The 24,089-nt window shown below is 60.9% G+C and carries 26 protein-coding genes; 19 read left to right on the top strand and 7 right to left on the bottom strand.

Translation table 11 applies throughout. The features are described 5' to 3' along the window. Positions 1-264: 264 nt before the first annotated feature. Together ACR52_RS22285 and ACR52_RS22280 are read left to right on the top strand one after the other, a co-directional pair. Complete coding sequence (locus ACR52_RS22285; protein WP_048729537.1) at positions 265-2,757, top strand: TonB-dependent siderophore receptor; 2,493 nt, start codon at positions 265-267, stop codon at positions 2,755-2,757. 153 nt (positions 2,758-2,910) lie between these two features. After that, positions 2,911-3,240 carry a hypothetical protein gene (locus tag ACR52_RS22280; protein WP_048729535.1) on the top strand — a complete coding sequence of 110 codons (330 nt, stop codon included), beginning with the start codon at positions 2,911-2,913 and terminating at the stop codon, positions 3,238-3,240. On the opposite strand, the gene ACR52_RS22275 is transcribed toward ACR52_RS22280, so the two are convergent. Then, positions 3,241-4,122, bottom strand: a complete 882-nt coding sequence (locus ACR52_RS22275; RefSeq protein WP_048729532.1) for a LysR family transcriptional regulator — start codon at positions 4,120-4,122, stop codon at positions 3,241-3,243. 109 nt (positions 4,123-4,231) lie between these two features. On the opposite strand from ACR52_RS22275, the gene ACR52_RS22270 reads away from it, so the two are divergent. The 3 genes from ACR52_RS22270 to ACR52_RS22260 all read left to right on the top strand — a co-directional run bounded on the left by ACR52_RS22270 (position 4,232) and on the right by ACR52_RS22260 (position 6,137). Further along, a complete protein-coding gene (locus tag ACR52_RS22270; RefSeq protein WP_048729530.1) occupies positions 4,232-5,287 on the top strand; it encodes an AbrB family transcriptional regulator in 1,056 nt (351 codons plus the stop codon). 138 nt (positions 5,288-5,425) lie between these two features. Further along, complete coding sequence (locus ACR52_RS22265; RefSeq protein ID WP_048729528.1) at positions 5,426-5,872, top strand: GNAT family N-acetyltransferase; 447 nt, start codon at positions 5,426-5,428, stop codon at positions 5,870-5,872. 4 nt (positions 5,873-5,876) lie between these two features. Beyond that, positions 5,877-6,137, top strand: a complete 261-nt coding sequence (locus ACR52_RS22260) for a hypothetical protein (RefSeq protein WP_048729525.1) — start codon at positions 5,877-5,879, stop codon at positions 6,135-6,137. A gap of 266 nt (positions 6,138-6,403) precedes the next feature. On the opposite strand, the gene ACR52_RS22255 is transcribed toward ACR52_RS22260, so the two are convergent. Next, a complete protein-coding gene (locus ACR52_RS22255; protein ID WP_048729523.1) occupies positions 6,404-7,348 on the bottom strand; it encodes a GGDEF domain-containing protein in 945 nt (314 codons plus the stop codon). Positions 7,349-7,595: 247 nt separating this feature from the next. Here ACR52_RS22255 and ACR52_RS22250 point away from each other — a divergent pair, with 247 nt between their 5' ends. Both ACR52_RS22250 and ACR52_RS22245 read left to right on the top strand, forming a co-directional pair. Then, complete coding sequence (locus ACR52_RS22250) at positions 7,596-7,844, top strand: DUF1652 domain-containing protein (RefSeq protein WP_048729522.1); 249 nt, start codon at positions 7,596-7,598, stop codon at positions 7,842-7,844. Between the two features lie 347 nt (positions 7,845-8,191). Then, complete coding sequence (locus ACR52_RS22245; protein WP_048729519.1) at positions 8,192-8,905, top strand: transporter substrate-binding domain-containing protein; 714 nt, start codon at positions 8,192-8,194, stop codon at positions 8,903-8,905. Here the strand turns inward: ACR52_RS22245 and ACR52_RS22240 are convergent. After that, a complete protein-coding gene (locus ACR52_RS22240; RefSeq protein WP_048729517.1) occupies positions 8,891-9,253 on the bottom strand; it encodes an NUDIX hydrolase in 363 nt (120 codons plus the stop codon). The genes ACR52_RS22245 and ACR52_RS22240 overlap by 15 nt on opposite strands. A gap of 127 nt (positions 9,254-9,380) precedes the next feature. On the opposite strand from ACR52_RS22240, the gene ACR52_RS22235 reads away from it, so the two are divergent. Continuing rightward, positions 9,381-10,361, top strand: coding sequence for a Gfo/Idh/MocA family protein (locus ACR52_RS22235; RefSeq protein WP_048729513.1), 981 nt, complete (start codon positions 9,381-9,383; stop codon positions 10,359-10,361). A gap of 40 nt (positions 10,362-10,401) precedes the next feature. Then, the gene (locus ACR52_RS22230; RefSeq protein ID WP_048729511.1) at positions 10,402-11,031 is read left to right on the top strand and encodes a ribonuclease T2 family protein; all 630 of its coding nucleotides are present in this window, start codon (positions 10,402-10,404) and stop codon (positions 11,029-11,031) included. Here ACR52_RS22230 and ACR52_RS22225 read toward each other — a convergent pair whose 3' ends face one another. After that, entirely contained in the window at positions 11,032-11,886 is an 855-nt protein-coding gene (locus tag ACR52_RS22225) for an AraC family transcriptional regulator (RefSeq protein ID WP_048729508.1), read from the bottom strand. A gap of 109 nt (positions 11,887-11,995) precedes the next feature. Here ACR52_RS22225 and ACR52_RS22220 point away from each other — a divergent pair, with 109 nt between their 5' ends. Beyond that, complete coding sequence (locus ACR52_RS22220; RefSeq protein ID WP_048729506.1) at positions 11,996-12,406, top strand: immunoglobulin domain-containing family protein; 411 nt, start codon at positions 11,996-11,998, stop codon at positions 12,404-12,406. A gap of 118 nt (positions 12,407-12,524) precedes the next feature. Here the strand turns inward: ACR52_RS22220 and ACR52_RS22215 are convergent, their stop codons facing one another. Beyond that, a complete protein-coding gene (locus ACR52_RS22215) occupies positions 12,525-12,860 on the bottom strand; it encodes a hypothetical protein (protein ID WP_053221256.1) in 336 nt (111 codons plus the stop codon). Between the two features lie 92 nt (positions 12,861-12,952). Between ACR52_RS22215 and ACR52_RS22210 the strand changes: the two genes are divergently transcribed. Beyond that, positions 12,953-13,297, top strand: a complete 345-nt coding sequence (locus ACR52_RS22210; protein ID WP_048729504.1) for a hypothetical protein — start codon at positions 12,953-12,955, stop codon at positions 13,295-13,297. A 54-nt stretch (positions 13,298-13,351) separates the two neighbouring features. Next, the gene (gene glsB / locus ACR52_RS22205; protein WP_048729501.1) at positions 13,352-14,260 is read left to right on the top strand and encodes a glutaminase B; all 909 of its coding nucleotides are present in this window, start codon (positions 13,352-13,354) and stop codon (positions 14,258-14,260) included. A 121-nt stretch (positions 14,261-14,381) separates the two neighbouring features. Here the strand turns inward: glsB and ACR52_RS22200 are convergent, their stop codons facing one another. Together ACR52_RS22200 and ACR52_RS22195 are read right to left on the bottom strand one after the other, a co-directional pair. Further along, positions 14,382-15,626 (bottom strand): saccharopine dehydrogenase family protein, encoded by a 1,245-nt coding sequence (locus ACR52_RS22200; protein ID WP_048729498.1) that lies wholly within the window; start codon positions 15,624-15,626, stop codon positions 14,382-14,384. Between the two features lie 28 nt (positions 15,627-15,654). Beyond that, complete coding sequence (locus tag ACR52_RS22195; RefSeq protein WP_048729495.1) at positions 15,655-16,752, bottom strand: carboxynorspermidine decarboxylase; 1,098 nt, start codon at positions 16,750-16,752, stop codon at positions 15,655-15,657. 253 nt (positions 16,753-17,005) lie between these two features. On the opposite strand from ACR52_RS22195, the gene ACR52_RS22190 reads away from it, so the two are divergent. From ACR52_RS22190 to ACR52_RS22160, 7 genes are all read left to right on the top strand, one after another. Further along, positions 17,006-18,025, top strand: a complete 1,020-nt coding sequence (locus tag ACR52_RS22190) for a LacI family DNA-binding transcriptional regulator (protein ID WP_048729492.1) — start codon at positions 17,006-17,008, stop codon at positions 18,023-18,025. After that, entirely contained in the window at positions 18,009-19,013 is a 1,005-nt protein-coding gene (locus tag ACR52_RS22185; RefSeq protein ID WP_048729491.1) for an ABC transporter substrate-binding protein, read from the top strand. Before ACR52_RS22190 ends, ACR52_RS22185 begins: the two co-directional genes overlap by 17 nt. Further along, on the top strand, positions 19,014-19,832 hold the full coding sequence (locus ACR52_RS22180; RefSeq protein WP_048729488.1) for an ABC transporter permease: 819 nt from the start codon (positions 19,014-19,016) through the stop codon (positions 19,830-19,832). Next, positions 19,829-20,623, top strand: coding sequence for an ABC transporter permease (locus tag ACR52_RS22175; protein WP_048729486.1), 795 nt, complete (start codon positions 19,829-19,831; stop codon positions 20,621-20,623). Before ACR52_RS22180 ends, ACR52_RS22175 begins: the two co-directional genes overlap by 4 nt. After that, on the top strand, positions 20,620-21,651 hold the full coding sequence (locus tag ACR52_RS22170) for an ABC transporter ATP-binding protein (RefSeq protein ID WP_048729483.1): 1,032 nt from the start codon (positions 20,620-20,622) through the stop codon (positions 21,649-21,651). The genes ACR52_RS22175 and ACR52_RS22170 overlap by 4 nt, the downstream gene beginning before the upstream one ends. A gap of 10 nt (positions 21,652-21,661) precedes the next feature. Next, entirely contained in the window at positions 21,662-22,495 is an 834-nt protein-coding gene (locus ACR52_RS22165) for a phosphodiesterase (RefSeq protein WP_048729481.1), read from the top strand. Positions 22,496-22,631: 136 nt separating this feature from the next. Continuing rightward, a complete protein-coding gene (locus ACR52_RS22160) occupies positions 22,632-23,951 on the top strand; it encodes an OprD family porin (RefSeq protein ID WP_048729808.1) in 1,320 nt (439 codons plus the stop codon). Positions 23,952-24,089 lie beyond the last annotated feature (138 nt).

Genomic DNA, 24,089 nt, shown 5'->3' with positions numbered 1-24,089 from the left:
TCTGCAAAGGAAAGGCGTCGGAGTCTGCCGCAGCAAAAAGGGGCTGGACGAGCGGTTTGAAAAATCGGAATGGGCTGACGCAGTACGGGAAAACCCCGCAGAAAAGCACCTCAAAGGGCTACACAAAAAGGCGATCAAACCCATTGCGAAAAGGCCGCCGAACAGCCGTCGAAAAGAATCTCAAATAAAAACCACTCTCATCCTTGCCCGATCTTGCGAGATGGCCGTCATGGTTAATAGAACCTCCCTTACGCAGGATTTCCCATGTCGCGCCTTGCTCGTCCCTTGCATCCACTGGCCTTGTCAGTGGCGATAGCCTTTGCCGCCGTGCCGCTGCTGACTGTCCAGTCTTCCTTCGCTGAAGAAAGCCGCAGCGCTTTGCGCCGTTTCCAGATTCCGGCCGGTGATTTGAGCCAGGCGCTCAATAGCCTGGCCGAGCAGGCGGGCATGGTGCTGGCATTTGATGCGAGCCTGACGCGCGGCAAGCGCAGCAATGGCCTGAGCGGGCAATACGACACCGACGTGGCGCTGACCCAGTTACTCGCCGGCAGCGGCTTGCAGGCGCAGAAGATCTCCGCCGACCGTTACCGCCTGGAAGTCATCCCGGATAACGGTGGTGCCATGGAGTTGCAGGCCACCACCATTAGCGCTGCCTACCAGGCCGAGAGCCCCACGGGGCCAGTGTCCGGCTATGTCGCCAGCCGCAGCCTGTCGGGCACCAAGACCGACACCGCGCTGATCGAAACCCCGCAGTCGATCTCGGTGGTGACCAAAGACCAGATGCGTGCGCAGAACGCCGAAAGCCTCAATCAGATCCTGCGCTACAGCGCTGCCGTGGTCCCGGAAACCCGTGGTGCCACCGCTTCGCGTCTGGACCAATTAACCATCCGTGGCTTCTCCCCGGCGACTTACCTTGATGGCTTGCGCGTACCGTCGAGCCGTGACGCCTTGCCGCAAAAAGACGCTTTCGACCTCGAGCGTGTTGAAGTACTGCGCGGCCCGGCATCGGTGCTGTATGGCCAGGGCACGCCGAGCGGAGTGATCAATATGGTCACCAAGCGGCCGCTGGACACGCCGTTTCATGAAGTGGGCGTCGAATACGGCACCTTCAACAAGAAGCGCACCACCTTTGATCTCAGCGGCCCGATTGATGATCAGGGCGTTTATTCCTACCGCGTCGCCGGGCTTTTCGATGACGCTGACGGCCAGGTCGAACACACCGAGACGCGTCGCCAGTCACTGTCCAGCGCGTTCACCTGGCGCCCGGATGAGGCGACTTCGCTGACCTTGCTCGGGCATTTTCAGAAGGATCCGAAGGGTGCATCCTACGGCTCGATACCGGCCTGGGGCTCGGTGTTGAATAGCCCGACCGGGCGCAAGATCGACGTGGACTTCTACGATGGCGAGAAGAATTTCGAGAAAAGCGACCGCGAGTATTATTCCCTCGGCTACGCGTTTGAACATCACTTCAACGATGTGTGGACCGTGCGACAGAACGCGCGTTACCTGCGTGCCGAAGGCGTCTACCGCAGCGTTTACAACAGCAATCTGCAGGCGGATTACCGCACGTCCAACCGTTCTACCATTGCTACTGATGTGGACATGGACGCCTACACCCTCGACAACCAGCTGCAGGCCAAATTCGACACCGGGCCATTGCAGCACACGTTATTGATGGGGCTCGATTACCAGAACACCAGCACCGACACCAAGGCGGGTTACGGCAAGGGGCCGAACCTGGATATCTTCGATCCCGTCTACGGCGCGCCCGTTGCCACCCCGGCCTTTCAGACGGACGCCACTTCGCGCAGCGAACAGACCGGCGTCTACCTGCAGGAGCAAATGAAGTGGGAAAAATGGGTGATGCTGCTGGGCGGTCGCTATGACTGGGCAAGCACCGACAGCACCACCAAAACCCTGCTGAGCGGCGCCAAGAGTAAATCCTCCCTGGAGAGCAAGGCGTTTACCGGCCGCTTAGGCCTTGTCTATCTGTTCGACAACGGCCTGGCGCCGTATGCCAGCTATGCGGAGTCGTTCAACCCGCAATCGGGTACCGGTTATGGTGGTTCGGTGTTCAAACCGACCGAAGGCAAGCAGTATGAAATCGGTATCAAGTACCAGCCACCGGGCAGCAACAGCTTTATCACCGCAGCTGTATTCGACCTGCGCCAGAGTAACGTGCCGACCCTCGACCCGGATCCGACCCACCTGTGCGGCAGCGGGCGTTGCAGCATTCAGGACGGCGAACAGCAATCGCGCGGCTTCGAACTGGAAGGCAAGGCCAGCCTCAACGACAACCTGGACATCACTGCGGCCTACGCCTACCTGGACAACCGCGCGAGCAAATCCAACAGCACCACGCAATACGCGCCGATCACCGATGTAGGCACAGGCCCGGCGATCCCGATCAAAGGCACCACCACCTACGGCTTGCCGCGCCACACGGCCTCGGCCTGGGCCGACTACACCTTCCACGATGGCCAGCTCAAGGGCTTCGGCGTGGGAGCGGGCGCACGGTATGTCGGGTCGTCCTGGGGCGATACGGCCAACACCCTGAAAGTGCCGGGCTACACGTTGTTCGATGCGGCGGTGCACTACGACATCGCGAATATTGCCAACCCCAAGGACAACCTGCGCCTGGCGGTGAACGCTAGCAACCTGGCGAACAAAGAGTACGTCGCTTCGTGCCTGTCCTACTCCTGGTGCTGGTATGGCGCGCAGCGTACGGTACAAGCGAGCGCGACCTACCAGTGGTAAGTGCATAAGCCCTGGCTGCTCCCCATAACTGGCTCGCATGCTGCAGGTGACGGTGCGCACTTATTAGGCCTGAGAAGGCAATTTAATGGCCCATTTGTAACAAAATCCTCGCCAGAATCGCTTTTATTTTCAGGTGGTTAGGTGGGGAAGCAAATGCGCAATGTTGGAATCATGCTGATCGCCTGCTCCCTGGCCGGCGGCGCGGCTGCCGTGCAGGCACGGGAGCTGCGCGAGGGTGACAAGTACATGTGCAGTTGGGGCGCCGGCACCGCCGCCAGGGCTCAGGAGCTCAAACTGTCGGGGGTGTCGCTGTATGCCGCGCGGCAGAAGATCCAGACCATCAAGTTCAACAAGCCGTGGATGCACATGATGGCCATGGGCATCACCGAGCAGACCTATGACAGCGGTTCACGGCTCAAACCTGCGGCGATTCGGCAGAGTTTTTATCAGGATTGCCTGCGCTACAAAGTGGCGCGCAAGTGATCAAAGCTTCTCGTGAAAAAACAGCCTGGCCGTCTCGATAAAACGTTGATTGGCCAGCGACACATACTCATGCCCACGCCAGCACAGGCAGAAGCTCATCACCTGCACTGGCTCAAACGCCACGCCGACAATGCCTGGTGTTTGCTCCTGCACCGACCGCAGCAGGGTAGAAATCCCCATGCCGCTGCGGGTCGCGGCAATCACCAGCGACACAAAATTACTCTCCAGGGCCGTGGTGTAGCGCACCCGGCCGCTGGCGCAAAAGGCATCCAGCAGATGGCGTTGCAGGAAGGTGTTATCGAACACCAGCATGTCCAGGCCCTGCAGTTGTTGCGCCGTGATCGACGACGCGCCTGCCAGCGGATGCGCCTCGCTCATGCACAGCACCATTTCATCATTGCCCAGCACCACCGATTGCCACGCCGGATCCACGCGCCGCGACTCCAGCAGCGCCACATCAATTTCGCGCATCGCCAGGCGCCGGCTGATGTCATCGGCACTGCCTTCTACCACGTGCATCGTGATGCCAGGGTACTGCGCGCGGTACTGCATCAGCAGCTCGGGAATATGCCGGATGCCATACATCGGCGGCACACCGACGCGGATCTCGCCGCTGTGCAATTGCGTCAGGTCTTGCAATTCTCGACGGGCACCGGCCAGCCCCTGCAGGCAGGCTTCAGCACGAGCCAGGAAAACCAGGCCCTCGGCCGTCACACTGATCTGCCGCGTGGCCCGGTTGAACAGCGCAACACCCAGTTCATCTTCCAGCCGGCTGACCGCCATGCTCAGCGCCGGTTGCGCCACATGCAGGGCCTGTGCGGCCTTGGTAAAGCTGCCTTGCCGGGCGATCTCGACGCAGTACTCCAGGGCTTTCAGGTTCATGCAAGCTCACATAAAAAATAGTGATGATGTTGTTAACAAATGGATATTTTCTGTGATGCTGGCGAGTCTATAACCTCACGGCATTCTTCTCCATGCCGGATTCTTCACGATGCTAAATTTTCGCCAGTACTGGCTCGCTACCTTGATCATTGGTGCCGTGGGCGGTTACCTCGCCAGTTTGGTGAATTGGCCGTTGCCCTGGGTGATCGGCGCTTTGCTCGCGGTGATGATCACCCGCTGCGCCGGCGGCCTGGTGCCAGACATTCCCCACGGACGCCAAGCCGGGCAGTTGATTATTGCCGTCGCCATTGGCTGCCATTTCACCTTACCGGTGATGCAACAAGTGGCCGCCCATCTCGGGCTGATCGTCATCGCGATCCTGTTGACGCTGGTCCTGGCCCTTTGCTCGGTGCTGCTCCTACAGCGTTGGGGCGTGCCTTTCAATACCGCGTTTTTCGCCTTGATGCCGGCCAATTCCACAGAAATGGTTCACCTCGGCCGCCAGCGCCAGGCCGACACCGGCTTCATTGCCGCCGCCCACAGTATCCGGCTGTTGCTGATCCTGTTGGCGGTACCTGCCGTCGCCACCCTGGGCGTACCTCATGCGGTTGTGCGCACACCATTGCCGGTGATCTGGCCGTGGCTGCTGTTTATCCTGGCGATGGGTTGGCTGGCTGCGCTGGCGTTCAAACGCTGCAACCTGCCCAACCCGTGGACGTTCGGGCCGTTCCTGATCTGCGCGGTGGGCGTGGGCTGCAATAACCTGTCGATGAGCATGCCCGGTTGGCTGAGTGGCGGCGGGCAGTTGCTGATCGGCTGCGCGCTGGGCGCGGCGTTTGACCGTGGTTTCTTGTGCCGCGCACCGGGTTTTCTGTTGAAGGTGCTGTCGCTGCTGGCCGGTTCGGTGATCGCCACGGCGCTGGCGGCCTGGGCGCTGGGGGCTGGGTTGGGCATGCCGTGGCTGTCGCTGGCACTGGGCATGATGCCCGGCAGCGCCCCGGAAATGAGCCTGACCGCCGAGGCATTGGGCCTGGCGGTGACATTGGTAACGGCGATGCAAATTATCCGCATGGTGTTGATCCAAGCCGCGTGCCTGCCGTTGTATCGCCTGCTGGTACACCGCCCCCGTAGGAGCTGGCTTGCCGGCGAAGGTCGTCAACGATAGCGCGGGAAATCGGAATGACTGCGGTGCCTGTGGGTTTTTCGCTGGCAAGCCAGCTCTTAAGGGGACAGGCTTTACAAATCCACGACATTTCCTGTGTTTCTATTTGCATACAATTGCGCCCTCATCAAGGAGGCCAGTATGCAAACGCTTATTCGGGTGGCGACACAGGACGATATCGACACGCTCTTCGCCATTCGCACCTCGGTGGTGCAAAACCATCTGAGCCGCGAACAGATGACCAACCTGGGTATCACCCCGCAGGTGCTGGCCGACAGTATCCGTGAGGCACCGTGCGCATGGGTCGCCGAAGTGGACGGCCAACCGGCGGCCTTTTCCATGGTCGACCTGGGCGAAGGGGAGGTGTTCGCGATGTTTGTGTTGCCCGCCTACGAGAACCGCGGCCTGGGGCGCCAACTGATGGCGGTCGCCGAGGCGGCGTTGTTTGAGCGCCATGACAAACTGTTTCTGATCACCGATGGGCGAAATGAGATCCGCGCCAATGGGTTTTATCGGCGCCTGGGTTGGTGCGTGGTGGCTTCGGTGGACGGTGATGACGTTCGCTACGAGAAGAACAGGGCGCAGTAACGTCATGACTTCCTCAGAACCCAAAACTTCCAAGGCCTTGCGCTACTTATCGCTCGGGGTGCTGTGCATCGCGGGGGTATTGGGGGGTTTTTTCGTGCAGTTCAATGCCAAAGTCGACCGCCTGCGTGAAGAGTCTGCCGAGCATCTGGTGCTTTGTCGGCAAGTGGAACGGGTGGCCAGTGCCGCTTCGTCCAAGAGTGTCGAACTTAGCGACCCCTGCAAGCAATTGAACGAACAGTCTTCGAAAAGTGTTACGCCGTTGTAATCAATAACCCTTTTTTATGAGGGGAAATAGTGTGCGGTACTTGCACCAAAAAGTGGCACTTATATCCGCCTCTACCTTAAAAAAGGTGTGGTTATTGAATGACTTACGATGCTTTTAATCCGATGAAAGGATTAAAATAATCTTGTTAGCGCTTTTTACACTCGGTATTATTGCCGGGCGTTCACCTCCCACGGTTTATGCATTTTTAAATCCCAAGTTTCCATCAGCTACTTGGGATTTTTTTTGCCCGCGATTTGCCCTCGGCGTTACGCCTCTATCTCGGCAAACTCCGCACGCATTCGCCCATTGCGCTTGGCTTGATACAGCAACTTGTCGACGTCTTCGACAAACCCCAGCATTGCACTGTTCGGCGTGACGATATGGGTGCCCACTCCCAGGCTTAAGGACAGCAGGTTCGACACCTGCGAAAAGCCATGCTCGATCTGCTGCTGGCAGATCAAGTGCAGGCAGCGCTGCGCCACTTGCCTGGCCGATGCCGCGTCGGTTTCCGGCAGTAGCCACACGAACTCCTCGCCGCCGATGCGCGCAATGAAATCCCGTGGCCGATTGGCCGCCAGCGACAGCGTGCGCGCCACCTGGCGCAGGCATTCATCACCCTTGATGTGCCCGTAGTGATCGTTGTACTGCTTGAAAAAATCGATATCGAGGATGATCAACGACAGCGGCAACTGGCTGCGCTGGGCACTGGCCCATTCGCGTTCCAGCACGGTGTCGAACATGCGGCGGTTGGCGATGCCGGTGAGGCCGTCCTGGAACGAATATTCCTCCAGTTGTTTCTGCAGGCGCGTCAGATGTTCTTCGGTCTTCTTGCGCTCGCTGATATCGAACATGAAGCCGATCAGCGCCTCGACCTCGCCCTCTTTGCGCACCACATGCACCACGTCGCGAATCCACACGTAGTCGCCGCTCACCGTCAGCGCGCGGTAATCGGCCTCGTGATCCACCCCGGCGCGCGATTGCGACACGCAGAAGTTCACCACGTATTCACGGTCGTCCGGGTGCATGCGCTCCACCCAGTCATCCACGCTCACCCAGCTTTGCGGGGTCCAGCCCAACAGCGTTTCGATTTGCGGGCCGATGTAGCTGAAGGTCATGGTCTGCCAGTCGATGCGCCAGGGGATGGCCTTTGTCGACTCCAGCAGTGTTTTGTAGACGTCACTGTCGGGCTGGCTCGGGGGATCGATGCTCATGGCGGGATGCTCGGAGTGATGGCGAAAAGCCAAGAGCGTCTTTTTATCCACGGTTGGAGTCAAGTGCTTGTCGGTGCGGCAGACGGGAGGTCGTGTGGCGGGTTTTCTGACGTCAGCGTGTCGGCGTTTTCCGGGTGAAATGAGGCATGGCTATCACTTTTGAGTGAATCTTCCGACACCCTGTAAACGCTCATCTACTCTGTTTCCATCACAACTACCGGGTGAGGCCCTGGGAAGGGTGCTTCTCATGATTTCCATCATTGAACTCAACCGCATCATGGGCTCGGGCTTCCTGCCGCTGGCCTGCGATTGCACGGTGAACGCCGATGGCTCGCTGTGTATCCGCATCTTCGAGCCGGTGTCCGGGCGGGTTGATCTGTTGCTGACGCGTGTATCGCCCGAGGGGTTGGACAGTATTCGTTCGATCTCAAACCTTATTGGCGAGTTGCGGACCGAGATCAAGGCCGGGCGGAGAGGGTTTGCGGCGGTGGGTTAGTGCTGAGTGATATATCGGGACATAGCGCATTCCGTCGTCGGAAATGGCGAGCTTTGGTGAGGCTGCGGCGCGGCTACACAAAGGTGCCTGACACCCTTCAATACCTGTGGGAGGGGGCTTGCTCCCGATTACGGTCTGTCAGTCAAGAAATGCATCGACTGACCCACTGTAATCGGGAGCAAGCCCCCTCCCACATTAGAGCTGTGTTGTGCCTGCTAACACGGCCTGTTCTCGCTCCGCACTGTTGACGCCTCGACTCGCTGCACGCGCTTGGGTACCTTGAGCGCGGCGGCGTGTTGCCGTTTGTGGTCCGCAAACCGTACAACGGACCCGTCAAGGAGCGCTCGATGATTGACCAACAGGTACTTCAACAACTGGCCCCCGATGGCGTGCTGCGCGCCGCCATCAACTTCGGCAACCCGGTATTGGCGCAACGCGGCGCGGGCGGTGAGCCCCAGGGTGTTTCGGTCGCGTTGGCCAAGGCACTTGCCGATGAATTGGGTGTGAGCCTGGAGCTGATCACCTTCGATGCGGCGGGCAAGGTCTTCGCCGCGTTGGCCGATGATGTGTGGCGCGTGGCATTCCTGGCCATCGAGCCGGTGCGCGAGCAGCAAATCGCCTTCAGTGAGCCTTATGTGGCGATCAAGGGCACGTACCTGGTGCGCAGCGATTCGGCACTGAGCCACGTGGCACAACTGGACGAACCGGGTCGACGCATCGCCGTGGGGCAGGGCGCCGCCTATGACCTGTACCTGAGCCGTACGGTGCAGCAGGCCGAACTGGTGCGCGCGCCGACGTCAGCGGCAGCGGTGGACTGGTTTGTCGAGCAAGGCCTGGATGCTGCGGCGGGTGTGCGGGACTTCCTGCGGACCAAGGCGTCGGAGCAATGGAGGCTGGTGGAAGACGACTTTATGACCATCCACCAAGCCATGGCGGTACCCGTGGCGCATGCAGCCGCTGCGACGTTCGTCAAATCCTTTGTCGAACGGCAGAAACACAATGGCTTGGTGAAGCGAGGTTTGCTGGACAGCGGGCAGAGCGCTGAATTACAGGCGACGTAGAAACGATTTGACGATGTGCCGGGTGGCGTCGGTGGTGTCCAGTTCGTCCATGGCGCCGTAGGCGTGCCACTGGCATTCAACGATCTCGTTGCTCGGCCGCGCCTCGGCGATGTTCACTACCGATGCCTCAAACACATGGTGCAGCGTGTCGCTGGCCTTCAACTCCTGCAAGTACAACAACCCGTCCACGTTAAGCCCGGTTTCTTCTTCCAGCTCCCGTTCGGCCGCGCCGACCGGGCGCTCGTCTCGCTCGACCTTGCCGCCGGGCAACGCCCATTTTGATCTGGCCTTGCGCACGAAGAGGATATGCCCCTCGTGTTCGCAAATGACCGTGGCCCTTATTTTCATCGTCTGTGCCCCCGCAGCGGGATGAGTGTCATAAAAGTGTAATGCAATTGTCATGCTAAGTGGTTATGGCGCGTGGCCGTGGGGTTGTGGATACTGCTCGATTGATGAAAACGGACGAGGAAAACAGATGAGCACCGTACGTTGGGGCATGATTGGCTGTGGCAGTGTCACTGAAGTGAAGAGTGGACCCGCATTCTACAAAGCGCCAGGTTCTGCGCTGGTGGCCGTGATGGGGCGCCGCGAGGAAGCTGTGCGCGATTATGCGGCACGCCACGGCATTGCCCGTTCCTATACCGACGCCCAGGCGCTGATCAACGACCCCGAAGTGGATGCGGTGTACATCGCCACGCCGCCCGACAGCCACCTCGAGTACAGCCTGATGGTGGCGGCCGCCGGCAAGCATTGCTGCGTCGAGAAACCGATGGCCCTGAATGCCGAGCAGAGCGCGTTGATGCAGCGCACCTTCGAACGCGCCGGCTTGCACCTTTTCGTCTCTTACTATCGCCGCTCGCTGCCGCGTTTCCAGCAAGTACGTGACTGGCTGCGCGACGGGCGCATCGGTGAGTTGCGCCACCTCACGTGGACGCTCTGCAAACCGCCCGCCCTGGAGGACGCCAGCGCCGCCAATTGGCGCACCGACCCGGCCATTGCCGGCGGCGGTTACTTCGCCGACCTGGCCAGCCACGGGTTTGATCTGTTCCAGTACCTGGCCGGGGACATTGTCGAGGTCACCGGCTTTACCGCGCGACAGGCAGGTCGTTATGCGGCTGAGGATGCCGTAACGGCCTGCTGGACCTTCGGTTCAGGCGCGCTGGGCATGGGTTGCTGGAACTTTGTCGCGGACCGCCGCGAAGACCGTGTCGAGCTGATCGGCAGCAAAGGTCGCATCACCTTTGCGGTGTTCGAAGACCAGCCGCTGCGTCTTGAAGGCGAGGTCGACGAGGTGCTCGAAGTGCCGTGCCATGCACATATCCAATGGCATCATGTGCTATCCATGAACGCCCATATTCGCGGGGAAGGCGAGCATCCTTCGCTGGCAATCGAGGCGTTGAAGACCGACCGGATTCTCGACAAGGTGCTGCAGCGCAATCCCTACCATCCTGGTTAATCGCGACAGGTTGGTGATCAAACTTTCAAGGAATAGATGGATGAAATACTGGATGGTGTTGTGGCTGGTCATCGCCACAAGTGCGATGGCTGCACCACGGGAGCAACGGCCGGCGGGGGATTTTGATTTCTATGTGTTGTCGCTGTCGTGGTCGCCGACCTTTTGCCTGACGCACCCGGACAACGAGCAATGCTCGGGCAAGGGTTACGGCTTTGTGCTGCACGGGTTGTGGCCGCAGTACGCACGGGGCGGGTGGCCGGCGTCGTGTGATCCGCAGTCGCGGCTGTCGGCGGAGGATATGGCCAAAGGTGCGTTGATGTTCCCCACCAAGGCGCTACTCAAGCATGAGTGGGCCAAGCACGGCACCTGCAGCGGCCTGGATGCTTCGCGTTACCTGGATGCCACTGATGCGGCGCTGGCTACCGTGCAAATTCCGCAGCAATTGCAGCCGTTCAACGTGCCGGGTTACCTGGAAGCGCGGGAGATCGAGGCGCTGTTTCGCCAGAGCAACCCGGCCATGGGCGACCACAGCGTGGCGGTGATCTGCAAGGGCAAGGTGTTGTCCGAAGTGCGTGTATGCCTGAGCAAGGAACTACGCTTCGCCGGCTGCCCGAGGAGTGTGAAGACCCAGTGCCGGGGCGGCGATATTCGGATTCCGGTGCAGCGCTGATCAGCTACCCGAGTGCAACGCAATGGCCGCGGGTGCGGCGGTTGCACTCGACGCCCCGGCGCGGTCCGCCAGGTAACGCGCCGGCGGCTGGCCCACCGCCTTGCGGAACATGGTGATAAAACCGCTGGCATTTTCATAGCCCAGGTCCAGGGCCACTCGCTGCACGCTTTCACCCTTGGCCAAGCGTTGCAGCGACAGGATCACGTGCAACTGCCGGCGCCAGCGGCCGAAACTCAAACCGAATTCCTCCAGCAACAGGCGCGTCATGCTGCGTTCGCTCATGCCGATGCGCACTGCCCATTGGCCGAGGGTGGCTTTGTCACTCGGGTTGGCCAGCAGGCTGTCGGCCAGGCGCCGCAGCCTCGGGTCCAGGGGCATCGGCAGGTGCAAGTCCTCGATGGGGGCCTGGGCCAGTTCGTCGAGCAGCGTACCGATCAAGCGTCCCTGTGCGCCGTCCACCTCATACAACGGCGGGAAGCTTACCGCCTTGCTGATCAACTCATGCAACAGGCCGGACACCGCCAGGGTGCAGCATTGCGGGGGCAGGGCGCCGGCAACGTCCGGGTCGATCAACAGGCAGTACACCTCCGCTTCCCCTGCGCCACGCGCGGCATGGAAAGTGCCACTGGGAATCCACAGGGCGCACTGGGGCGGCACAATCCAGATACCCGCCTCGATTTCGCAGTGAATCACTCCGCGCAAGGTGTACATCAACTGGCCCTTGCGATGCGCGTGCTGAGCATGCTCCCAGCTCTCGGAGGTACTGGTGGCTCCGACCGCCACCACCGCACGCGGGATCATGTCGGCGTCCCTGGCCATCGAGGGGTCATGCATGTCTAGACGATGGCGCTTCATGGCAGATTCGCAGTTTGGCTGAATTGCGAAACATTCTGGCTATTCTGTGCAATGCCGTCCAGTGGGCCACGTCCTATAGTGAGATTCACTCTCATTCAGGAGCAATGCCATGCGACTCGACAGCTCAACCTTCCCTGTGGTGAAAATCGTGTTTGACGCCCCTAACGAAGGCGGGCCGGAAGACGCCCTGCTGCTCTTCGAAGGCCTGCTGGCACGGGGGCAAGCCTTTGTGCTGCTGCACGAAAAAGCTGTGGATGAAAGTAATTACGAGCACTCCCACGAGGAGCGTAAGCAGGCGTCTATCTGGATGAAGAAACACAAACAGGCCTTGCACACGTTCGTCAAAGGCATGATCCAGGTGGAGCCGAGCGCCGCCAAGCGGCTGGCGCTGAAGCCGTTCGCCGTGATGTTCGGCAAGGCCTGGGGCTACCCGCTGCTGGTGGTGGAATCCAGCGACCGGGCGTGGGCCCTGGCGCGGGATGTGCTGGATGAGCGGGTGTCGGATGTGGCGCATTTCTAACGGATTGAAATGCTTCCCTGTGGCGAGGGCGCTTGCTCCCGTTGGGTCGCGCAGCGGCCCCAAAAGAAGGGACTGCTGCGCAGTCCCCCTCGCCACAGGATTGAACTCCGACCGGTTTTCAGTCCACGCAGATCGCACGGCCCAGCTTGCCTTTTTCGACGGTGGCCGAGCAGCCAAAGCGGCCGTTATCCGCCTGGCATGCACCCGTCACCGGGGCATTCCCGGGCTGCGTGGTCACGCTGGTCCGGCACTCACCGTCACACTGGCTGGAATCGGTGCAGGCTTTACCGGCGTCCTTGTACGGGGTGATGCACTTCCAGCTCTGCAGCTTGCCCACTTGCTTCATGGCGCCGCCCCCCGCCAGGCAGGTGGACGCGGTGGAATCCTGGGCCGGTTGGGTGGAGGTGCACGCCGATACCAGCAGCAGGACGGCCAAGCCAATCATCAGTTTCATGCACGGGTCCTTAATGAAGTAAGCGTAGCGCTGCAGTGTACGAGCATTTGAACTACTTTGATTGACGAGCCATCCCCAACCGGTACTGAGCCATGCACACGTTATGGAAGCGGTATGTGGCGTTGCTGGAAAACGACCTCAGCACGCAGATCTTCGACAACGTCAAAAACCTGCTGGTGTGCGCACTGCTGTTCGCGGCGGGCACCAATACGCTACTGGGCCAGCGTGAACTGTTTATCGGGGTATTTGCGTCCAACGTCGCCGGGTGGGGGCTGATCATCCTGTCCACAGTGTTGATGCTGTTGAACGTCAGCGACGGCATTCGCCGGCTGGCCAAGCTGCGTTATCACCTGGCGCTGCAACTGTTGCTGATCCTGGTTTACCTGGTGGTTGCCGAGCGAGTGGTGGAGATTGTCTGGGGCTTCCGGGCGCATTGAAGTATCCTCCGCGCCCCGCAATCACTGATTCAAAGAAAGATGACCGGACAAGATATGCAGGCGATGCTTTCGTCGATCCTCGACGAAGTTCGTCCACTGATCGGCCTCGGCAAAGTCGCCGACTACATTCCCGCACTGGCCGACGTGCCCGCCAATCAACTCGGCATTGCGGTGTACGGCAACGACGGCTCGGCCTACTGCGCGGGTGATGCGCGTACGCTGTTCTCGGTGCAGAGCATTTCCAAGGTGTTCAGCCTGGTGCAGGCCATTGACCACGGCGGCGAAAGCATCTGGGAGCGCCTGGGCCACGAACCGTCGGGGCAGCCGTTCAATTCAATGGTGCAACTGGAATTCGAACGCGGCCGGCCGCGCAACCCGTTTATCAACGCCGGCGCGCTGGTCATCTGCGACATCAACCAATCGCGCTTCGCCGTGCCGATCTTGTCGATGCGCGATTTTGTGCGGCGCCTGTCGGGCAACCCGCAGATTCTGGTCAACAGCGTCGTCGCCGAATCCGAAGCCCAACACGGCGCACGCAACGCGGCCATGGCCTACCTGATGAAATCGTTCGGCAACTTCCACAACGATGTGGATGCAGTGCTGCACAGCTATTTCAACTACTGCGCCTTGCAGATGAGCTGCCTGGATTTGGCCAAGGCGTTCAGCTTCCTCGCGAATAAGGGTGTGAGCGCCCATAGCGGTGAGCAGATCTTGACGCCGCGCCAGACCAAGCAAGTGAACTCGATCATGGCCACCAGCGGGCTGTACGACGAGGCGGGGAACTTTGCTTATCGCGTCGGGTTGCCGGGCAAGAGCGGGGTAGGCGGCGGGATACTCGCGGTGGTGCCGGGGCAGTTTACGGTGTGTGTGTGGTCGCCGGAGTTGAATGCGGCGGGAAACTCGCTGGCGGGGATTAAGGCGTTGGAGTTGTTGAGTGAGCGGATTGGGTGGTCGGTGTTTTAGTGATGTTGATCGTTATGATCGCTCCCGCGCTCTGCGTGGGAATGCCGCCAAGGATTTGTGTTCGCCCAAACAAAAAATGCGCCCCTCAGGGCGCATTTTTTGTGCGGTCAGCGCTCGCTTATCAGGCGATGGCATCCCAAGCGCGATCACCGTGCTCGTCTTTAATTCGAGTCGGCAAGCCCATCACGTCCAGCGCCTTGAGGAACGGCTCAGCTGGCAGTTCCTCGACGTTGGCCATGTGTTTTACGTCCCACTCGCCACGCGCAACCAGCAGCGCAGCGGCTACCGGTGGCACGCCAGCGGTGTAGGAGATGCCCTGGCTGTCGGTTTCGGCAAAGGCTTCTTCGTGGCAGGCCACGTTGTAGATGAACAGCTCGCGCGGCTGGCCATCCTTGGTGCCTTTGACGAGGTCGCCGATGCAGGTCTTGCCGGTGTAGCCGGGCGCCAGTGAAGACGGGTCGGGCAGTACAGCCTTGACCAGTTTCAACGGCACCACTTCCAGGCCTTCGGCGGTGGTGACCGGTTTTTCGGAGAGCAGGCCGAGGTTCTTCAGCACGGTGAACACGTTGATGTAGTGTTCGCCGAAGCTCATCCAGAAGCGCACGTTGGGCACGTCGAGGTTTTTCGACAGCGAGTGCACTTCATCGTGGCCGGTCAGGTACAGGTTCTGCGAACCGACCACCGGCAGGTCGTCGGTACGTTTGACTTCGAACATGGTGTTGCTGGTCCACTGGCTGTTCTGCCAGCTCCACACCTGCCCGGTGAATTCGCGGAAGTTGATTTCCGGATCGAAATTGGTGGCGAAGTATTTGCCATGGGAGCCGGCATTGACGTCGAGAATGTCGATCGAATCAATGCGGTCGAAATGCTTTTGTTGCGCCAGCGCGGCATACGCGTTGACGACACCCGGGTCGAAGCCCACGCCAAGAATGGCGGTGATGTTCTTCTGTTTGCACTCTTCCAGGTGGTTCCACTCGTAGTTGCCGTACCACGGCGGGGTCTCGCAGACCTTGCCCGGCTCTTCGTGGATGGAGGTGTCGAGGTACGCAACGCCCGTGTCGATGCAGGCACGCAGCACCGACATGTTGAGGAACGCGGAACCTACGTTGATGACGATCTGCGATTCGGTCTCGCGGATCAGGGCCTTGGTCGCTTCCACGTCCAGGGCGTTCAGCGCGAAGGCCTGGATGTCGGCGGGTACCTTGAGGCTACCCTTGGCCTTGACGCTGTCGATGATGGCCTGGCATTTGGAGATGTTGCGCGACGCGATAGCAATACGACCGAGTTCGTCGTTGTGCTGCGCGCACTTGTGGGCCACCACCTTGGCGACACCTCCTGCACCAATGATAAGAACGTTCTTTTTCAATTGCTTTATTTCTCCTATATCCGCCAGCTTACGAAAGGCTGGACAGGTAGTCGTCGTAACCAAATTCACGAACCACTTCGACTGTACCGTCGAGTTGTTTCACTACGATGGACGGCATTTTCAGGCCGTTGAACCAGTTTTTCTTGACCATGGTGTAGCCTGCGGTGTCGATAAACGACAGCCGATCGCCGATGGCCAGCGGACGATCAAATTGATACTCGCCGAAGATGTCCCCGGCCAGGCAGGATTTGCCGCACACCATGTAGGTGTGTTCACCCTCGCTCGGCGCCAGCTTGGCGTTGAGGCGGTAGATCAGCAGGTCCAGCAGGTGGGCTTCGATGGAGCTGTCTACCACGGCGAGGTTCTTGCCGTTGTAGAGGGTGTCGAGCACGGTCACTTCCAGGGAGGCGCTGTTGGTGATCGCCGCTTCGCCGGGTTCCAGGTACACCTGCACGTCGTACTTCTGCGAGAACGCCTTGAGGCGCTGGCAGAAGGCGTCGATGGCATAGCCTTCACCTGTAAAGTGGATGCCGCCGCCCAGGCTGACCCAGTTGACCTTGTGCAGCAGAGCGCCGAAGCGTTCTTCGATGGTGTTCAGCATCTGGTCGAACAGGTTGAAGTCGCCGTTCTCACAGTTGTTGTGGAACATGAAGCCGGAAATCTGCTCGATCACGCCTTCGATCTTCACCGGGTCCCATTCGCCCAGGCGGCTGAACGGGCGCGCCGGGTCGGCCAGCAGGTAGTCGGAGCTGCTCACCTGCGGGTTGACGCGCAGGCCACGGGTCTTGCCCTCGGACCGCTCGGCAAAACGCTGCAGCTGGCTGATGGAGTTGAAGATGATCTTGTCGCAGTTAGCCAGCATCTCTTCGATTTCATCGTCGGCCCAGGCCACGCTGTAGGCGTGGGCTTCACCTTCGAACTTCTGGCGGCCGAGCTTCAACTCATACAGCGACGACGAGGTGGTGCCGTCCATGTATTCCTGCATCAAGTCGAACACCGACCAGGTGGCAAAGCACTTGAGCGCCAGCAGGGCCTTGGCGCCGGACTGTTCGCGCACGTAAGCAATCTTCTGCATGTTGACCAGAAGCTTCTGTTTATCGATGAGGTAGTACGGCGTTTTGATCATTTTTGAGAGCCTGCGGCGGTGCCTGCCAAAAAAGGACACGCATTGTGCCCGCACTTGGATCGAATCGAAAGGTTAGCGGGCGGATTTTGCGCGCTTGGTTTCTAACGATAGCGCCTGAGTGTGACTGTCTGTGGCTATGACACCGGTTCAAGTGGGCACCGCGCTGACATCAAATCGTCATCTCCCCACCACCTGACTGCCACATTTCCCCGTTACTGTCCTCGCCAATGAGATCGATCTCAAGCGAGTGACAATGACCGATTTAAAAGACGTAGCGAAGCTGGCCGGGGTATCCCGCGCCACCGCTGCCCGCACCTTTGCCTCCCCCGACCAGGTTCGCCCGGCGACCCGTGAACAGGTGTTCGCCGCCGCCCGTGAGCTGGGCTTTCGCCCCAACTTGCTGGGCCGCCAACTGCGCCTGCAAACCACCCAACTGATTGGCGTGGTGGTGCCCAACCTGCTCAACCCGGTGTTTGCTGAACAATTCCAGGCCATGGAGCGCGCCGCTCGCTTGCGCGGCTATAGCCTGTTGCTGGCGACCACCGACTACAGCAGTGAACGCGAAAGCATCGTGGTGGAAGAACTGCTGCGCCAACGGGTCGACGGTCTGGTACTGACCGTGACCGATGCCGAGAGCAACAGCGTGCTGAACAGCCTCGCCACCGAACAAACCCCCTTCGTGCTGGCCTATCACCAACCGAGCAACCCGAGCTACAGCGCCGTGTCGGTCGATAACCGCGCCGGTATGGCCCTCGCCACGCGCTACCTGCTCGAAGCGGGGCACCGGCGCATCAGCATGGTCGCCGGACCCGCCTTGCAGTCCGACCGTGCACGCCTGCGCTACGCCGGTTATTGCGATGCGATGCGCGAATACGGCCTAACCAGCCTGCCGGTGATCGAAATGCCGGCACACACCCAGGCCGAGTTCGCGGCCATCGAGCCGTTTCTCCAGGGCCCGCGCGCGCCCACCGCGCTGGTGTGTTCCAACGATTTCCTGGCCATCAGCCTGATCGCCGAACTGCGCCGCAACGCCTGGAACGTGCCCGAGCAACTCTCGGTGATGGGCTTTGACGGTATTGCCCTCGGCACCCAGATGCACCCGACGCTGTGCAGCGTGGTGCAGCCCATCGCGCTGCTCGCCAGCACCGTGATTGATCAACTGCTGGCGCAGATCGCCGGCAATGCCCCGATTTCCCATTGCCTGCCTTGCCATATCCGGCCGGGCGAAAGCACTCAACCCCATGAGGAGACCCTCGATGCGCGCATTCAGTAAAACCCTGGCCGCCGTACTGCTGTGCGGTGCGGCCAGCCTGGCCCAGGCCGCCGACACTGCAATTTGCTACAACTGCCCGCCGGATTGGGCCGACTGGGGCACCCAGCTCAAGGCGATCAACGCCAGCACCGGCGTGCAAGTGCCGCTCGACAACAAGAACTCCGGCCAGTCCCTGGCGCAGTTGGTGGCGGAAAAAGCCGCGCCGGTGGCCGACGTGGTGTATTACGGCGTGACCTTCGGCTTGCAGGCGCAAAAGGCCGGCGTGGTCGATGGCTACAAACCCAAGGGCTGGGAGCAGATTCCCGCTGGTTTGAAAGACCCGGCCGGCCACTGGTTCGCGATTCACTCCGGCACCTTGGGCATCATGGTCAACGTCGATGCGCTGGGCGGCCTGCCGGTCCCGCAAAGCTGGGCCGACCTGCTCAAGCCTGAATACAAGGGCATGGTCGGTTACCTCGACCCGTCCAGCGCATTCGTCGGCTACGTGTCGGCGGTGGCGATCAACCGCGCCCTGGGCGGCGACCTGGACAACTTCGCGCCGGCCATCGACTACTTCCAGAAACTGGCGAAAAACGCGCCCATCGTACCCAAGCAGACCGCCTATGCGCGGGTGCTGTCCGGTGAGCTGCCGATCCTGGTGGACTACGACTTCAACGCCTACCGCGCCCGCTACAAGGACAACGCCAACGTCGCCTTCGTGATCCCCAAGGAAGGCAGCATCAGCGTGCCTTACGTGATGAGCCTGGTGGCCAACGCGCCGCACCGCGCCAATGGCGAAAAAGTCCTCGACTTTGTGCTCTCGGACGAAGGCCAGGCGCTCTGGGCCAAGGCTTACCTGCGCCCGGTGCGCCCGATGAAGATGCCGGCCGACGTCGCCGCGCAGTTCTTGCCCGACAGCGATTACGCCCGCGCCGGGGTGGTGGATTACGAAAAAATGGCCGCCGTGCAGGAAGCCTTCGCCGCCCGTTACCTGAACGAGGTCAAGTAAGTGGCAGCATCGGCAAAACACGCCGCCTGGGCTCTGGCCCCGGCGTTGGCGGTGCTGCTCGCGTTCTGGTTGCTGCCGTTGGCGCACCTGATAGTGCTCGGCACCGAGAGCCGCGACAGTAGCGGCAGCGGCTACTGGCAGGTACTCAGCAGCGCGCAGTATTTGGGCAGCCTGGCGCAAACCTGCGCGCTGGCCATCTTCGTGACGCTCGTCGCGTTATTGATCGGCGGCATCAGCGGCGTATTTCTCTCCCGCCAGCAGTTTTTCGGGCGCTCGGCGCTGGTGGCGTTGCTGACGTTCCCCCTGGCGTTTCCCGGCGTCGTGGTGGGCTTCCTGGTGATCCTGTTGGCGGGGCGCCAAGGCCTGTTTGCGTCACTCGGCCTGCAAGTGGCCGGTGAGCGCTGGATCTTTGCCTACTCGTTGGCGGGGCTGTTTGTCGGCTACCTGTACTTCTCGATTCCGCGGGTGATTCTCACGGTAATGGCCGCGTGCGAAAGCCTCGACCGCAGCCTGGAAGAAGCCGCGCATTCGCTGGGGGCAGGGCACTGGCGCGTGGTGTGCGACGTGATCGTGCCGGGCCTGGCGCCTGCGTTGGCGTCGTGCGGGGCGATCTGCTTTGCCACGTCGATGGGCGCCTTCGGCACCGCGTTTACCTTGGGCACACGGCTGAATGTCACGCCGGTGGCGATCTACAACGTGTTCACCAACTACGCCAACTTTGCCGTGGCCGCTGCGCTGTCGGTAGTACTGGGGGCCGTGACCTGGGCGGTGCTGTTGCTGACCCGGCGCCTGGTGAAAAATGCGGGGACCGTCCTGTGAAGCGCTCATCGCTGTTCGTGATGCAACTGCTGTTTACCCTGTTGGTGTGCGCCTTCATGTTGGTGCCGGTGCTGATGTCATTGCTGGCCGGGCTCACACGCAATTTTTTTGTGGGCGTGTCCAGCGGCTTGACCTTCGATTGGTTGATCCAGGTGTGGCAGGCCTATTCGCCGACCGTGTGGCTGTCGCTGCAATTGGCCGTGGCCTGCGCGGTGTGCGTCTGCGTGATCGGTGTGCCGGCGGCCTACGCGTTGGTGCGGATGAACAACCGCTTCAGCCGCGCCTTTGAAGAACTGATGGTGCTGCCGGTGGCAATGCCTGGTCTGGCCAGTGCCTTGGCCTTGCTGCTGACCTACGGCCAGTTCGGCACGTTTCGCAGCAGCTGGTTGTTCATTCTGGTCGGCCATGTGCTGTTCACCTTGCCGTTTCTGGTACGCCCGGTGATGGCGGTGATGCAGCGCCAGCAACTGCCGGTGCTGGAAGAGGCGGCCGCCAGCCTGGGCGCCGGTCTCATCAAGCGCTTTTTCAGTGTGGTGGTGCCCAACTGCCGCGCGGGGATTCTCGCGGGTGTGTTGATGGTGGTCACGCTGTCGCTGGGTGAGTTCAACCTGACCTGGATGCTCCACACGCCGATGACCAAGACGCTGCCCGTGGGCCTGGCCGACAGCTACGCCTCGGCCCGCCTGGAAATCGCCAGTGCCTACACCCTTATCTTTTTGCTGATGATCGTGCCGCTGCTGGTTGCGTTGCAGGCCATCAGCGCTCGTTTGTCCCGTGGAGAGCGTCGATGACCGCTATCACTATTCGCCTCAAGGGCTGTCGCAAGGCGTTTGCCGACGGCACCGTGGCCGTGCATGACTTGAACTTGACCGTCGAAGGCGGCGAAACCCTGGCGATTCTCGGCCCGTCCGGCTGTGGCAAAACCACCACTTTGCGCCTGATCGCCGGGCTGGAAAGCCCGGACGTGGGCCAGGTGTTTTTCGGTGACCAGGACGTCACGCGCCTGCCTATCGAGCGTCGTGATGTGGGCATGGTGTTCCAGAATTACGCGTTGTTTCCCAACCTGGATGTGGCCGGCAATATCGTCTACGGCTTGAAGATTCGCGGGATGTCGGCGCCGGAGCGCAACAAGCGCTGTGAAGAGTTACTGGAGCTGGTCGGCTTGCAGCAGCACGGCAAGCGCAGCATTCATGAACTGTCGGGCGGCCAGCGCCAGCGCGTTGCACTCGCCCGAGCCCTGGCGCCCCGGCCCAAAGTGCTGCTGCTGGATGAGCCGCTGGCTGCCCTCGACGCGCAACTGCGTGAGCGCCTGCGCAGTGAGCTGGACCAACTGCTGCGTGGCCTCGGTATCACCTCGGTGTTTGTCACCCACGACCAGGGCGAAGCCATGGCCCTGGGGGATCGCATCCTGGTGATGGAGCAGGGCCGCGTCGCGCAACTGGCCAGCCCGCGTGAGATTTACCAGCAGCCGGCGAATGCGTTCGTCGCCGGGTTTGTCGGCAATCTCAACGCTTTTTCGGTGCTTGAGCACACACCCGATGGCGTGAAAGTCAGCGGCGGCGAACTGCCGTGGCACGCAGCCGATCGGCCCGCCACCGTGTACTGCCGTCCCGAACACCTGCGGGTGATGGAGGGCGAAGGGCACTTGCACGGCCATCTGCTGGCGCAGTTTTTCCAGGGTGCGCAAAGCCGCCTGTTGGTGGACGTGGGGGGCGCGCAACCGTTGCTGGTCGACAGCAGCGACAACCAGCTTCACGCCGTCGGTGCACCGATAGCCTTGGCCGTTGCCCCGCACATGTTATTCACCCTGAATGCTTGAGAGTCGACTTTTGAACCGTTCGTTTCTTGTTGCGCAGATCAGCGACCTGCACCTTAAAGCCGGCCAGCGCCTGACGTATGGCGTCGTCGATACGCTGGGTGCTTTGCGCCGTGCGGTCGACCATTTGAACGCCAGCACGCCGCGCCCGGATATCGTGGTGATCAGCGGCGACCTGGTGGACTTCGGCCGCGCCGATGAATACGCCGTGCTGCACCCCGAGCTGGCGCGCCTGCAAATGCCTTGCTACCTGGTGCCGGGTAATCACGACACACGCGGGCCGCTGCTGGAGGCGTTCCGTGATCACGCCTATTTGCCTGTGTCCGCCGAGGGCCCTTTGGATTGGGTAGTGGACACGCACCCGCTGCGCCTGATTGGCCTTGACTCGACCATCCCCGGAGGCCACGGCGGGCAATTGCTGGACAGCCAGTTGCAGTGGCTGGACGCGCAACTGGCGCTGCGCCCCGAGGCACCGACGCTGTTGATCCTGCATCACCCGCCCTTTATCAGCGGTATCGGCCATATGGACCGCGAACCCTTTATCAACGCTGCCGCCCTCGAACACGTGGTCGCCCGCCATCCGCAAGTGGAGCGCCTGCTGTGCGGGCATCTGCACCGGCCGATGCAACGGCGTTTTGGCGGCAGCTTGAGTTGCGTGTGCCCCGGCACCTCACACCAGATCGTGCTGGATTTGCAAGACGCCGCGCCCGCGCATTTCAACCTGGAACCGGCGGGTTATCTGCTGCACAACTGGGATGCGCAGCACGGTTTGATCAGCCACAACGGTGTGTTCGGGGAGTACCCGGGGCCGTATCCGTTTTATGACGCTCATGGATTGATTGACTGAGGTTTTACGGAGGTTCGCTTCTCGCAACTAAGTACCTGATCGCCCGTTAACGCTTCGGCCAACACGTTTGGCCGACGGCATCCTGCTGCCCTTTTTTTGCGCCCGGAACCTGGATTCCGCGCCGGAGTTTGTCCTGATGAAAGCCACTTTGAATGTATTAAGCGTATTGACCGGTAGCCTCGGCGTGGCCTTGAGCCCGTTGGCGTCGGCTGATTTTTTGAGCGACAGCAAAGCCAACCTGAGCATGCGTAACTTCTATTTCAACAACGACAACCGCGACGGCACCGCCGCGCCGTCGAAGACTGAAGAGTGGGGCCAGGCCTTCATCCTCAATTACCAGTCGGGCTTCACCGACGGTACCGTCGGCTTTGGTCTCGACGCCATCGGCATGCTCGGCGTGACCCTCGACAGCGGCGCCGGTCGCCACGTGGGCAGCTCGATGATCCCCAACGATGATGGCAAGGCTGCCGACAACTGGGCCCGTGGCGGTGCCACCGCCAAAGCCCGATTTGCCAAGACCGAAGCGCGCTACGGCTACCTGCGCCCGAACTTGCCGATTCTGGTGAGCAACGACGGTCGCCTGTTGCCGCAGTCCTTCGAAGGCGGGCAGATCACCAGCAACGACATCGATAACCTGACCCTGATCGGCGGCCAGCTTCAACACACCACGGGCCGTGGTTCCAGCGACCGCAGCGGCCTGGCAGTGGCTGGCGGTACTCAGGAAAGCAACAAATTCACCTATGCCGGCGGCGACTACAAAGTCACCAAGGACCTGATGCTCCAGTACTACTACGCCAATCTTGAAGACTATTACCAACAGCACTTTGCCGGGCTGATCCATGTATTGCCGCTCGGTGACTACGGTTCATTGAAAACCGACCTGCGCTACTTCAAGACCACCTCCGACGGCAAAAACAGCAGCGTCGCCGGTCGCTCCGAAGGCTACAAATTCAGTGGCTATACCAAGAACGGCAGTGGAGAAATCGACAACAACACCTGGAGTGCGGCATTCATCTACTCACTGGGCCCGCACGCGATTACCGCCGGTTACCAGCAAGTCTCGGACGACAGCAACTTCGCCCAACTCAACCAGGGCGGCCTGGTCGGCAAAGGTGAGGGCGGCTCCAGCCTGTACCTCTACACCGACCGTACCGTGCAGACCTTCATCCAGGCCGGCGAGCGCACAGCATTCGCCCAATACGCCTACGACTTCGCGTCCCTCGGCGTACCGGGCCTTAAGGCGTCGGTGATGTACCTGAAGGGCGACCATATCCTCACCGCCAGCGGCAACGATGCCAGCGAATGGGAACGGGATATCGCCCTGGATTACGTGGTGCAGAGCGGCACGCTCAAGAACGTCGGGTTTGGCTGGCGTAACGGGATGTCGCGCAGTGAGGTAGCGCGTGACCAGGATCAGAATCGTGTGTTTGTGAGTTATTCGATTCCGTTGATGTAAGGGCCGTCAACTGTGGCGAGGGAGCTTGCTCCCGCTGGGCTGCGCAGCGGCCCCGAACCTGCCACCTCGGTGTAGCAGGTACATCAACATGACCGCTATGGGGCCGCTTCGCAGCCCAGCGGGAGCAAGCTCCCTCGC

The sequence above is a fragment of the Pseudomonas fildesensis genome, assembly GCF_001050345.1.
GTDB classification, from domain to species: domain Bacteria; phylum Pseudomonadota; class Gammaproteobacteria; order Pseudomonadales; family Pseudomonadaceae; genus Aquipseudomonas; species Aquipseudomonas fildesensis.
The sequence above is the reverse complement of the archived record's forward strand: the minus strand, read 5'-3'. Positions and strand labels throughout refer to the sequence as shown.